The organism is Xanthomonas translucens pv. undulosa (assembly GCF_017301775.1).
Taxonomy (GTDB): Bacteria; Pseudomonadota; Gammaproteobacteria; order Xanthomonadales; family Xanthomonadaceae; genus Xanthomonas_A; species Xanthomonas_A translucens.
Map to the genome: position 1 here is coordinate 278,304 of NZ_CP063993.1, position 12,810 is coordinate 291,113.

A 12,810-nucleotide genomic window follows, 5' to 3' on the forward strand; every position below is an offset into this window, starting at 1 on the left:
TACATCCGGGCCGTGGGCAGCTTGGGCGCACACGATCGGCGCGGACCGAAAACGGAATCGGGAACCGCTGGGGGGGGAGACGCTGGCAGTTGGAGCGACCGCTCAGGCCTCTGCGGTCCAGAGCCCCGGATAGTCGCGCACGAAGCCCTCACCGGTCGCACACAGCGTCGCCGCATAACCGAAGCGCTTCGCTTGGTAGGCGTAGGCATCGTCGGCGGTGCGCGCGTAGCGCTGCATGAGCTCGCTGAGCGTGCCGCCGCCGTCGAGGTCGACCCAGGCGGCCGGGGCGTCGGCACCCTCGCCCACTGCCAGGCGAAGCCGGCGCAGTTGCAGCAGGTTGGTGGCCGGCGTGAAGCCGAGGTCGAGGTCGATGCAGTGCGACACGTCGGCCACCGGCCGACCGTTGAGCTTCCAGTGGCCACGCACATCGCGCGCGATCGCCAGGTCGACCGTCCCGCCGCCGAGCCAGCCGCGCACGGTGCCCCTTTGCGTGTGCCAGTGCAGGTCGCATTGCACGCGGTACTGCAACTGGCCGATGCGGCCGTGTTCGAGGCGGAACACGGCGGCGCCGTCGAGCTGCCATGCGCTAGCGTTGCGCTGGAGCCGGCAAGCGTCATGGCCCGGTGCGTCGAGCCTGCGCCACAGGATGGAGGCAACGGTGTGCATGCCGCGGATGATGCCGCGGGCGGACACCCGAGGCAAACCCTGCAAACTGGCGACATCCGACGGCAGCGCATGCACACGAGGAGCACAAAAAAAGCGACCCGTCAGGTCGCTTTCCTTTGCGCAAGGAAAACCCGTGGCGCTAAAGCGGATGCGCCGGATCCAGCAGGCCGTACTGCGTTGCCAGGCGCGCCAGCGCGATGTTGTCGTGGATGCCGACCTTCTCGAACAGTCGCGCCTTGTGCGTGTTGACCGTCTTGGCGCTGAGGCTCAAGCGCTTTGCGATGTCCTCCTGCCGCAGCCCGCGGGTCAGCAGCAGAGCGACTTCCAGTTCCCGTGGGGACAGCGCATCGAACGGCGAACCGCCGCCTTCCAGGTTGGCCAGCGCCAGATTCTGCGCGATGTTGGCACCGAGATAGCGCTTGCCCATCGCCACATCGCGTACCGCGCGCAGCAGTTCCTGCGCGTCGCCCGCCTTGCCCACGTAGCCGGACGCGCCGGCCTCGAGCAGGCGCTTGGGCAACGGGCCGTCTTCCAGCACCGACACGATGATGACCTTGGTGCCATGATCGCCCTTGACGATACGTTCGGTGACCTCGAGCCCGCTGACGCCAGGCATGTGCAGATCGCAGAGCACGATGTCCGGCTTGAGCTGACGGATCTGCGGCATGGCGACCTCGCCGCTCTCGGCCTCACCGACGATTTCGATATCGGTCTGATTCGAAAGGATCAGCTTCATGCCAGTACGGACAAGAGCGTGATCGTCGACCAAAAAAACCCTGATGGCCATCTCGTATAACCCCAACGCAGCGAACGCCACACGTTCAGACTAGCGGCGTGAACTGTTCAGGGCAACCGAAATTTGTAGACAAAACCATCCAGCCTTCACAGTTCGCTCACTAGTCGCACTGCGCTGTCATCATGCTGAAAAACACCACACCGAACTTATTCAAGGCTCGGCACGCGGGGCGAGTGACCAGCCTGTTCGCTCCTCTAGTCTGCCCTGAAGAATCTCCGCCAGTAGATGACCGCCGCAACGACTGCGGTGGATTTCGCCATCGGCGCGAGCACGCTGGCTCGGAGCCAAGCACGCAAAAACGCGATCCAACGCATCAGCCGGCGGGGGTACGTCGGCCCTTACGCTGCGCGCGCATGCCCTCGCCTTGCTGACCGATACGCCGCTGCCCGAACAATCGGTCAGCTACGTTAGCCGCAGGTAGATGGCGAATAAGAAAAGTCAATCCAGGCGCGGATGGGGCATGCACTGCTCCAACCCGCAGCGAGCGTCGCAAACGGAATGGAAGCTTCGCTGCGAGCAGGACGGTGGGCAGGGAGATTGAATAAATTACAGGCATGAAAACCTCCAATGTCAATCTGAACGCATTGCGCACGAATCTGTCTTTCCCCCGCGAGGACCAGCCCATGTCGGCCGGGGAGCAAGCTGTACGCAGCACCCGCGACAGTCAGCCGCCGCTTGGACGGCCACCGGCCAAACGGCGGCGGCTGGAGCCAGCCACTCACTCGCACAGGCACGATGAACCCAGCGACCGACGCGGTATCGCTCCGGAGCGGCGCCCGGACAGAATGCCGGCTTACGCCAGCACCTCGTCCTCGCAGCGTCTGCCACAACGACCGAGGAATGGTATGCAGGCGCCAGCAGAGCTTCGCCTGACGGAACAAACGTCCGACCGGGCTGCCGGAAAACGACCGCGCGAGCAGCAAGAGCCGTATCGGCAGCCAAAGCGGCCACTGCATGGCGTGGAGTTGACGCCGGCGGAGATTCGCCTAGCCGAACATCAGCTCGACGCGGCGGAAAAAAAACAGCTGCAGGCAGAGCGAGAGCGCTTTCGGCGGCATTTGAGTGCGCCCAACCGGTTGGTGCAGACGCACAACGCCCGCCTGAGCGTCTCAATGACGCAGTATAACGTACTGGCGCGCCGCATGAGCTGCAAGCTGGCCCTGCCATTCCTGGACAGAAACGCCCACGCACAAGTCAATGCGCATTTGCTGGACAGATATCTTCAGATGATTGCCAATGCAAGGCGGTTCGCAGGCCAAAGTATAACGCACCGCGATCTCGATCGTTGCACCGAACTTGCGGCGCAGTATCTCTACAAAACCGGGTGGTTCAACGGAGCATCGCTGAAACAGCTGGCCCATGTGGCCAACAAGCTGAGCAAGCACCCGAACCAACCGGCGTGCATGTATGCAATCGCGTGGATCGCTGGAGAGGTGATCCAGGCCGATGCTCCGCTGGGGCTGGATGGCGCCCCGTCAATCCTCCTCCTGAACGCCTTCGCCAAGAACACCGACAGCGGAAGGTGCGAACTCGCGGTGGCGCGTCTGGCACGTCACCTGCAACGTGAGCACAAGGCCCGGCAGTCCATGGACGCGCAGGGCATCGGCCTGGCACTCAATGCCTTCAGCAAGTGGTCCGATAACCCTGACTGCCAGTCCATCGCGCACTCGCTTGCCGAGCTACTCGCCAGCAACAGGCACATGCGTCATGCGATGGATGCACAGAGCGTTGCAAACACGCTCAACGCCCTGAGCAAATGGCACGACGCCGAGCTGTGCGAAGTCGCCGCCAGCGCGTTGGCCTTGCGCCTGGCCACCGAGCGCGGTTTGTGCAACGCCTTCAAACCGCAAGAAGTCGGAAACGCGTTAAATGCCCTGAGCAAATGGCACGACACGCCTCACTGCAAGGATGCCACAAGCGCGCTGGCCTCGCGATTGGCCAATGATGGCACTTTACGCAACGGCCTCGAGGCGCAAGGCGTTGCCCAGGTGTTGAACGCCCTGAGCAAATGGCACGACACGGAGATCTGCGCGGTGGCCGCCAGCGCGCTGGCCTCGCGATTGGCTGATGACCGCGACCTGTGCAACAACCTCAACTCGCAAGGCGTGGCCAACGTGCTCAACGCCTTGAGCAAATGGCACGACACGACGGTGTGCGCCACCGCCGCGGAGGTGCTGGCGGCACGACTGGCCGACGATCCCGGATTATGCGACGCCCTCGAAGGGCAACACATGGCCAACGTGCTCAACTCCCTAAGCAAATGGCCCGACACGCCCGACACGCCCGACTGCCAGGATGCCGCCAAGGCACTGGCCTGGCGACTGGCCGGTGAGCCCGCGTTGCGCGACGACCTCGACGCGCAAGGCATGGCCAACGCGCTCAACTCCCTGAGCAAATGGCCCGGCACGACGGTGTGCGCCACCGCCGCGGAGGCGCTGGCGGCGCGACTGGCCGACGATCCCGGGTTGTGCGAAGCCCTCGAAGGGCAACACATGGCCAACGTGCTCAACGCCTTGAGCAAATGGCACGACACGACGGTGTGCGCCACCGCCGCGAAGGCGCTGGCGGCGCGACTGGCCAACGATCCCGGGTTGTGCGACGCCCTCAACCCACAAGAAGTCGCCAACGCGTTGAATGCCCTGAGCAAATGGCACGACACGACGGTGTGCGCCGCCGCCGCGGAGGCGCTGGCGGCGCGACTGGCCAACGATCCCGGGTTGTGCGACGCCCTCGAAGAGCAACATATGGCCAACGTGCTCAACGCCTTGAGCAAATGGCCCGACACATTGCTCTGCGCTGCCGCCGTCGAGGCACTGGCCTCACGCTTGGCCGACGATCCCGGGTTGTGCGACGCGCTCGAACCGCAAGGCGTGGCCATTGCGCTGAACGCCCTGAGCAAATGGCCCGACACGACGGACTGCAACGACGCCGCCAACGCACTGGCCTTGCGACTGGCCAAAGATCCCGAATTGTGCGGCGCCCTCGAACAGCAGGAACTGGTCATCGCCCTGAATGCCCTGAGCAAATGGCCCGGCATGCCAGTCTGTGCCGATGCCGCCAGCAGGGTGGCATCCCGGTTGGTGAACGAGCCCGAGGTGTGCGGCGACCTCAACACGCAAGGCGTGGCCAACGTATTGAACGCCCTGAGCAAATGGCCCGACACGCGTGAGTGCCAGGATGCCGCCACTGCGCTGGCCTCGCGCCTGACCGACGATCCCGAGTTGTGCAACGGCCTCGACCTGCAAGGCGTGGCCAACGTGTTGAACGCCCTGAGCAAATGGCCCGGACGTGCGAACTGCGAGCAGGCCATCGACGTGCTGGCCGACAGGCTGACGGAGGACCACGACCTGCGACATGCCATGCGGGCGCCAGACGTGGCAATGTCACTCAATGCGCTGAGCAACGGCCTCGAAAGGCCGGCGTGTCAAACAGCAGCGGTGCTGCTCGCCGAACGCACCGACTCGGCCGCGTTGCCGTGGCAGCAGTTCGATATGCGTGGGCTGACCATGGTGGCCAACGCGATGTCCCGCCTGCTGCACTTGGACGATGAACAGTTGCAAGCCCTGGGTGGCGCCAGACTGCGGGCGATGGCCGGGCACCTGGAGTTGCACCGCGAACGTTTTGAGTCAGCCCCCGCCGGAGAGATCGGGGTGATTTTCAAGGCCCTTGCATCGGCGCAACTGCATCGCCAGATGCGTCCGCTGGCAGGGCCAGCACTGGAGCGGGTTTCGGCGCTTGCGCAGGACGACGGATTACGTGAAACCAGCCTTGAGGGTCTCGGCAGCCTGTGCATGGGACTGTTGCCATTGATCCGCAACCCGGAGCTGAGCCCTCGCCATCGCAGACGCGCATTGCGCGTGTTCAACGCATTGCAGCCCATTGCCGAGCGCAAGATCGACTTGTACCTGGGCGGCGCTGGAGCGCAGGCTTCGGCCGACACCGAACAGCACGCAACGCGATGCCCGGCGTTGTCCTTCTTCCAGGTGCTCAAGGCCTATGGCGTGATCTCCGGGCAATGGAAGACGCGCCATGTCGAAGGCTCACGCAAGCAAGTGCAGCAGCGCCGCGAGCAATTGACGACATGGGTAGAGCGGACGCTGGAGCGGACCCGCGAGGCCATCGAGGCTGACCTGGGCGAGATGAGCTGGAACTTGATCGCGCAGATCGAGGCTGGTGACCAGGTGTTTGACACGCTGGACCTGCGCATGGCGAAGGAGTCGACGCAGATTGCGCAGGCCCATCCACCGAGCAGCTTCGACCTGGACAGCGGGCGCTTGAGCATGCGCTCAGCTCCGGGCCAGCCTGCCGCACCCGTCGCCGGCACGGGCAGCACGACGCATGTCGTGGTCGACATGCGGGGCAAGGAAATCTCGAACAATCTGGCCGAAGCGGACAAGCCCTACTCGCTGTTCGCGCGTCTGACCGGCCTGCCGCTGGTAGAGGTCCAGCTGCCGGGGCCGATTTCGCCGTTCATGCTCGCGCGTACGTTCAACTATCAGGATGAGCAATGGCGCTTCGACATGTTCGGCGGCAGCCGCGCCGTGGGCAACAAATCGGCCAGCAGCGGCCTGTCGCTGCCAAGCCGGCCTGAAAAAACCTCGCTGTTGCCGGCGTTCCGCTATGCCGACACTGTCCCGGGCAGCAGCCTGATGCAACTCGCAGCCAAGCTCGCCCCGCAACGAGAGGACTGGTCGCGCATGCAGCGCTCGCTGCTGGAGATGGTCCCGAGCGACCATGTCGTTGAGGGCACGCTGCGCCTGGGCTTTTTCGATGACGTCCAAGGCCCTGCGCACCCGTTCAAGCCTCTGGCATGGGATGGGAGCCCGCTGGCGCTGTGCCCCAACGATGGCTGCGGCTTTCTGAAGTTGGAGGTGGCCTTGTGCATCCCCGCCTTCCGCAAGCATTACGATGCCTGGCAAGCGGCGCAGGCCGGCCAGGCCAGCCAGGAGCAGCTCGCGCTTCTGGCCGTGGACAAGGGTCCTTCGATGATGCCAGCGCAGGCGCTGCAGCACTTTCCGCGCGACGAGGCGGCATTGCGGGAGGCGCACGAGGCGATGCAGCAGCGGCTGAAGGCGCTACCGCTTGACTCGGTTGAGCCACTCTCGACGTACAGGCTTGCCGTCGGCGGCGGCTACCAGGGCCAGAGAGTCAGGGCGGTGCCGTCCGCCGATGACAAGGTGCACCTGCCGCGGCAGCGCAGCCAGGCCTTCGACGCCGCAGGCGGTCCCTTGCTACTCGGCAAGCCGCCCTACGACAAGGAGAACCTGCTGCCGGTGCCAGAGGAGCGCGTCGCGACCGTGGCGCAGGGCGATGCCACCGCCGAGTTCCTCTCGCAGTCGTTCGGCATCCAGTACAGCTACACCGGCTTCGACGACGGATCGGGCGACGACGACCCGCAGATGCTGCACAGCAAGGGCATGCTCATCGTGGTGCCGAAGACCAACTGGCCGGCCGATTTCGCCAACAAGGATCTGGTCTGCTCCAAGGAGGATCTCAAGACGCTGTCGAGCTGGACCACCGGCCGCGACCGCAATGCCTTGCCGCGCGACATGCGCAGCACCGGTAGCCTGCGGCTCAAGGACATCGTGGAGCCCGGGCGTCTGGGCGCACTGCCGATCGCCGAGTTGCGCAAGCGCAACATGGATACCGACGGGGACGACGCCTTCGTGTACGCAGGCTACCCCAAGCTGGCCGCGCTGATTTCGCGGGTGATGGCCGAGCGCGAGGTTAGGCTCGGTCGGCAGCAGTCCTTCAAGCCACCGAAGACGGCCACGCCGGCCGTCAACCCCGTCACTGGCCACTACCAGGCCGGGCGGCTGTCGGAGATCATCTCCTTCAAACGCGGTCAGCACATCACAAGCGCGGCCGCCACCCTGGCGTCGCGCTTCATGGCGCAGCCCGACGAGCTGCGCGAGGCGATGGCGCGCAGCATGATGTTCGGCACTTACGATGGCATCGAGCCCGCCCTGCGCAACGGCTTGCGCGAGATGCTCGAAGACGACGCCCGCGATCCGCAGATGTTGGCGGAACTACGCACCCAGGCGCAGGAGGCGATCGGACGCGCCCACATGCCCGAGGCGCGCGAAGCCGCCGAGCTGCTGAACGCGCAGCTGGCTGGGCTTGCGCCGGGTTCGGCCGCCAGCAGCGACGCGCCGCGTCTGCCCGACGCATTGGCTGAGGCGTTTCCGCTGCTTGCCCAGGCCTACGAGGCAGCGCCTGGCATAGAAGCGCGCATTCAGGCCATCCTCGACAACTACCCGGTGTGCCGCTTATCGCACGTGCAGTTCCCGAACGGGCAACCGGGGCTGGTCCAGGATGAGCCTGAACTGAGCATGCGCAACCTTTTCACCATCGCGATCAAGGTCGGCACCGATGCGCTGAAGTCTGACACTGGCACGGCGTTGTTCGCCAAGATCGTGGAGGCGTGCGAACGATCCGAGCGGGCGTTCGCCAAGCGCGTGCCCATCGTGCCGTACGGCAAGGCGACCGCCCGGGCCATGCACGAGGGTCGCTTCGATCCCGAACGGACCAAAGGACTGCTGAAGGACATGCCGTCGATGGCTGCGGGTGTCATGGAAGACGCGCTTGACGCGCTACAGCAGGCAGGCCTGATCGCAACGCCGCCGCCGCCGGCAGCGCGTTTGCGCGAGGTTCGGCGCGAGGACATTGCGCTGCAGGCGCAGGCCTTGCTGACCCGTGCTCGCGAAATGGAACCCAAGGTCACCGACATGCTGATGCGTGTTGCCGCGCCCCATGGTGGGCGACTGGAGGGAACACAGCATCAAGTGAAGTCGCACGGCTCGCTGCTGGCAAAGCTCGAGCAGCGGATGGCGTTGAAAAAGCAGACCTTGGAAGAAGCCGCGGCCGACATGAACGACGCGCTGCGCTACAGCGTGGTACTGGAACCGCAGGACTTCACCGCCGGCCTGCGCGGTGTGCTGGCCGCACTGGACGACCAGGGGCATGCACGGGTCAAGCTGAACAACCACTTCAGCATGTACCGGCAAACCTTCAAGGCAGTCAATGTCACCTTGCGAAGCCCGGAAGGCGCGCTCTGGGAAATCCAGTTCCACACGCCGCATACCTTCCAACTCAAGGAGCAATTCCATGACCTCTATAAACGCTCATTTGCGCTGAAGCTCGGCGGCGCCGCACCGGCCGAGAAGCGCGAACTGGAAGCCCCTGCGCTAGCGGCTTTCAGTCGCGTGGCTTCGCCGCCAGGGTGCGACGAGATCGAGGATTGGGAAGAGTCCAGCCCTTGACGCGGCGTAAGCCAAGCACCAGTCGGGGCTGCCGATCATCGCAGGCCCCGTTGCAGAGGCGGCCGGGATTCTTGCAAAAAGCAGCGATTTCTCCGCCCACCCAATCGCCTCGGGCGGGATAACGTCACATTATCCCGCCCGACGTATCAGTGCCCCACAGTGCGGCAAACTCTCAAGCAGCATGCACCGCCATCGTTCGCGCCAGCACCGCAAGCAGCGCCAGATGCCCAACGTAGTAGATGTAAAACGCCCAGCGCGTGCGTGGAATGGGGAAATCGCGGTTCGCCAGCAATGCCCAGCCGCTAACGTTCCAACAGCACAGCGGCACGAACGACCCTGCGAGCACCAAGAGGCGCACGGTGAGGCTTTCGCTCCAGTCACGAAAACCGTTGCGCGGCGCAGCCTGGCGTGGCGCATGCGGCACAATGCGCAAACGGAACACCACCCCAGGGCGGCAAGCACAAGAATCAATCCGCTCCAGTTGTAGTCCAGCAGCGGTAGAACGGCCAGGGCGCACATGCCGAGCAGCAGCCATTCGCGGCGCTGGATGCTCCAGACCACCGCCGCGGCCAGGGCAACGCTCAGCAGCACATTGAACGGCACCCAGTAGCCGAACGCCAGTGCATGTGCCGGCTGGGCCAGGATGCCCCACAGCAGCAGCCTGCGCACGGACTTGAGCACGTCGGCGCCAGGTTGTGCCAGGTTGTGTAGGCCAGGACCAGGGCGAACAGCGGGAACGCGATACGGCCCAGTTCGGAGACGACCGGGAAGCAGCCGTCGCCGAGCACCTTCGCCACGTGATCGCCGGTCATCAGCAGCAAGGCCATCCAATTCAATAGTTCGCCGGCGCTGCTGGTCATCGTGTCGTTCAGAACGCTGCTCCTGGCGGCTAGGTGAACGCCCTGCCCATGGCCTTGCGCCATTGCCTGTGATGGGCGCTAAGGCAGGAATACGGACCAGTGTTTTTCGCAGTGCGGCGCGCCATCGCCGATCGCGCCCGCAGGCGACACCGGTCAGTGCGGTGCTTGCGCCATCGCCAGTGGCGCCGATGCCGGGCGCGCCAGGTGCAGGCAGCGGTCGGCCACGCTGGACAGGCTGGTCCGGTGCGAGACGACGACCAGCGCGGTACGCGGCAGGCGCTGCCGCAGCGTCGACAGCACCTGCTGCTCCGAGACGGCGTCGAGCGCGCTGGTGGCTTCGTCCAACAGGGCGATCCGCGGTTGCCTGAGGATCACCTGCGCCAGCAGCAGGCGCTGCAGTTCGCCGCCAGAGAGTTTGGCGGCGGCGCCGCTCAGGGTCGTGTCCAGGCCTTGCGCGCCTTCGTGCAGGCGTGCGGCCAAGCCGACGTCGCGCAGCGCCTGCCACATCGCCGCTGCGCTCGCGCCCGGCTCGGCCCAGGCCAGGCAGTCGCGCACCGTGTGCTGCCACGGACGCACGCTCTGGCCGACATAGGCGCCGTGCCGGACCAGGGCGCGATAGGCGGTGAAATCGAGCGCCCGTCCGTCGCAGTGCGCGGCGAACACGCGCGGTTCGACCATGCCGGCGAGCACATCCATCAGGCTGCTCTTGCCGGCACCGGAGTGTCCGCAGATCAGGGTCATGCTGCCGGGCGCCAGGATCAGTTCGCCGATCGCAACCGCGGCCAGCGGCGGCGCCAGGCCGATGCTGTGGATCCGCAGCGGGCCACGCATGGGCGCGGCCGTGTGCGGCGTTGCCGGCAGCGCCCTCGCCGTCCCCAGGCCCACATAGTGCTGCCATAACTCCAGCGCCGGTGCCGCCGATCGCAGTTGCTGGAAGCTTTGCCGGGTCGAGACCAGATACGGCAGCAGCCTTCCCAGCAACAGGCCTACGGTGATCAGTGCGCTGCGGTCGATGCCGTGCCACAGGCCGGCCAGCAACATGATCGCGGCGATGGCGGCGACCGCGCTCAGTTCGAGCAGCAGCCGGCCCGAGGCGACCAATGCCTGCTGCCGCCAGTAACCATGGCTGAGCCGGCTGGAGATCGCGTCGTAGCCGCTTTTCTCCAGGTCTTCGCGTTCGAACGAACGCACGTGGCGCAGGCGCCGCGGGAAATCCTCGCTGAGCCAGAACAGCCGGGTCATGTCGGCGACGTACTGGCGGCTCACCCGCGCCTGTTCCTGGCCGGAGATGCGGAACGCGAGCACCGCCAGGCCCAGCAGCGGCGGCAGTGCCAGCACCAGGGCCGGCGACACCAGAAAGGCGATGCCCAGGCTGACGCCTGCGGTGATCGCCGCCACCAGCAACTGCAGCAATGCGCTGAAGCCCTGGACGATGATCTCGATGTTGTAGGTGAGCACATTGGCGATTTCCGCCGAACTGGCGCCGGCGAGCGCCGGCAGCGGCGCGGCGAGCAGGCGCGCGTGCACCTGGCGGCGCAGGCGCAGCGCATGGCCGCTTGCCAGGCTTGCGGCCAGCCGCGCGCCCGCCCAGCGCAGCAAGGCGAAACCGGCACTGGCGACGACGAAGATCGCCGCCTGGGCGAGGACGCCGTCGGGCAGCGCCAGGACGTGGCCACCGAGTGTCAGGGCATGCCCCGGTTGCACCAGCGGCACCAGGGCGACCGTGGCGACGACGCCGGCCAGCGCGCACAGCAACGACAGCGCGACGTACAGACAGATGCGCATCCGCTCGCCACGATCCAGGGTAGCGCTGAACGCGTGCAGCAGCGGCTGTGCCGGGTCGGGCACGGTGGTGTCGCGCTTGGTCATAGGTGGCGGCCTGGGAATGCCGGCTGTCCACTGGATGCCACGGCTGGCGGCGGCGTCCGCGTGGCGACGCGGCGGCGGCCCTCGCCTGCGCGCGAGGCCATGCTCATGGCGCGCATCCGCTCTCCGCCGCCGCGCTCATCGCAGCAACTGCAGCAAGGCATCGACCGAGGCATCCGGATCCGCGCCGCGCTGCAGTTCGTACACACCCAAGCGCTGCAGTTGGCGCGCGAACAGCGACCATCCCGGTTGCGCGGCGGCATACGGCTGGTCGGCGATCAGGCGCTCGAGCAGCTCGTGCTCGGCGATGGGCCGCAACAGCTGCTGCGGATCCGCGGCGGCCGTGCTGGAGACGAACACCGCCGCGGCCAGCTGCAACGGCGCGGGCGCAAGGCATGCGCGGCCGTTGCGGATATCGACTTCGTGCTTGGCCACGCCGCTGCGGCGCCGGATCGTCGGCGCGGCGGCGATCCAGGCGCGCGTCGGCGCATCGACCAGCCGCAGCAGATCCGGCCGCAGATGCAGGAAGTTGCCGATGCCCGTGGCGAGCATGCGCTGCGGCTCGACGAACAACGCATCCTCGGCGAGGAACTCCAGGTCGCGCAGCAGGCTGTGCAGGGCCAGCGTGGACTTGCCCGCACCACTGGCGCCGAGCAGCAGCACGCCGCGCCCGCCGGCGCCGACACAGGCGCCGTGCAGCGGCACCAGACCCATCACGCGCGCCGCCAGCACGAACACCGCGAACTCGATCAGTTCGTAGCGCACATGGTAGGGATGGGCGAGCATGTCTTCCGACACCACCAGCAGCGCCCTGCCCTGCTCCGGCGACAGCACCATGTAGTTGTCGGCGTCGATGACGCCGCACAACACGCCGGCCCCCGCATGCGTGCGCACCGGCGGCGGTTCCAGCGCGAACACATAGGGCGCGTCATTGCGCGCGACCAGGTTCAGTTCGATGCGAAGCTCGGCGGCATCGTGAAGTTGGTGCGCCGGCACCCCGCCGAATGCCGCTTCGACCAGCTGCAGCAAGGCCTCGCTGTTGCTTTCGAACCGGAAGCGGCAGCCCAGCAGCTGCTTGCTGAGCACGTGGTCGCGCCGCAGCCGCTCGTGGAACGGATCGGCGGCCACGCCAGCGTGCGTTGCGCCGGGGCTGGCCACAGGCGCCCAGCGTTGCGTGCGCACGGTCGAGAGCGGCATCGGGATTGAATCCATGGGGGTCGATGTGCGTGAGTGCGCGCAGCGGCGACAAAGGTTGCGCGGCAGGCGCCGCAGTGCGCTGTCGGCTGCGCACGCCGCTGCGCCGGTGCAGCGCGCACAACCAAACACGGCGATGGCGGCACTTACGGCACGGCCACCTGTG

Annotated in this window: 7 protein-coding genes and 1 pseudogene; 1 reads left to right on the top strand and 7 read right to left on the bottom strand. The window is 66.3% G+C overall.

The genetic code is table 11. From position 1 onward, the window contains the following. Nucleotides 1–102 precede the first annotated feature (102 nt). Both ISN38_RS01005 and ISN38_RS01010 read right to left on the bottom strand, forming a co-directional pair. Entirely contained in the window at nt 103–693 is a 591-nt protein-coding gene (locus ISN38_RS01005) for a putative glycolipid-binding domain-containing protein (RefSeq protein WP_004425762.1), read from the bottom strand. Nucleotides 694–805: 112 nt separating this feature from the next. Then, the gene (locus tag ISN38_RS01010; protein ID WP_004425760.1) at nt 806–1,453 is read right to left on the bottom strand and encodes a response regulator; all 648 of its coding nucleotides are present in this window, start codon (nt 1,451–1,453) and stop codon (nt 806–808) included. A 563-nt stretch (nt 1,454–2,016) separates the two neighbouring features. On the opposite strand from ISN38_RS01010, the gene xopAD reads away from it, so the two are divergent. Further along, nucleotides 2,017–8,724 (top strand): XopAD/skwp family type III secretion system effector, encoded by a 6,708-nt coding sequence (xopAD, locus tag ISN38_RS01015; protein ID WP_241753974.1) that lies wholly within the window; start codon nt 2,017–2,019, stop codon nt 8,722–8,724. A gap of 172 nt (nt 8,725–8,896) precedes the next feature. Here xopAD and ISN38_RS20040 read toward each other — a convergent pair whose 3' ends face one another. The 5 genes and pseudogenes from ISN38_RS20040 to ISN38_RS01030 all read right to left on the bottom strand — a co-directional run bounded on the left by ISN38_RS20040 (nt 8,897) and on the right by ISN38_RS01030 (nt 12,647). After that, nucleotides 8,897–9,166 (bottom strand): TraX family protein, encoded by a 270-nt coding sequence (locus tag ISN38_RS20040; protein WP_230811727.1) that lies wholly within the window; start codon nt 9,164–9,166, stop codon nt 8,897–8,899. 50 nt (nt 9,167–9,216) lie between these two features. Beyond that, nucleotides 9,217–9,384 (bottom strand): annotated as a pseudogene (locus ISN38_RS20045) (TraX family protein); the annotation flags it as partial. Continuing rightward, on the bottom strand, nt 9,306–9,647 hold the full coding sequence (locus tag ISN38_RS20050; protein WP_058363974.1) for a TraX family protein: 342 nt from the start codon (nt 9,645–9,647) through the stop codon (nt 9,306–9,308). The gene ISN38_RS20050 and the pseudogene ISN38_RS20045, both read right to left, overlap by 79 nt. Before the next feature lie 90 nt (nt 9,648–9,737). Next, nucleotides 9,738–11,453, bottom strand: a complete 1,716-nt coding sequence (locus tag ISN38_RS01025) for an ATP-binding cassette domain-containing protein (protein WP_004425755.1) — start codon at nt 11,451–11,453, stop codon at nt 9,738–9,740. Between the two features lie 135 nt (nt 11,454–11,588). Further along, entirely contained in the window at nt 11,589–12,647 is a 1,059-nt protein-coding gene (locus ISN38_RS01030) for a phosphoenolpyruvate carboxykinase (ATP) (RefSeq protein WP_206712017.1), read from the bottom strand. Nucleotides 12,648–12,810 lie beyond the last annotated feature (163 nt).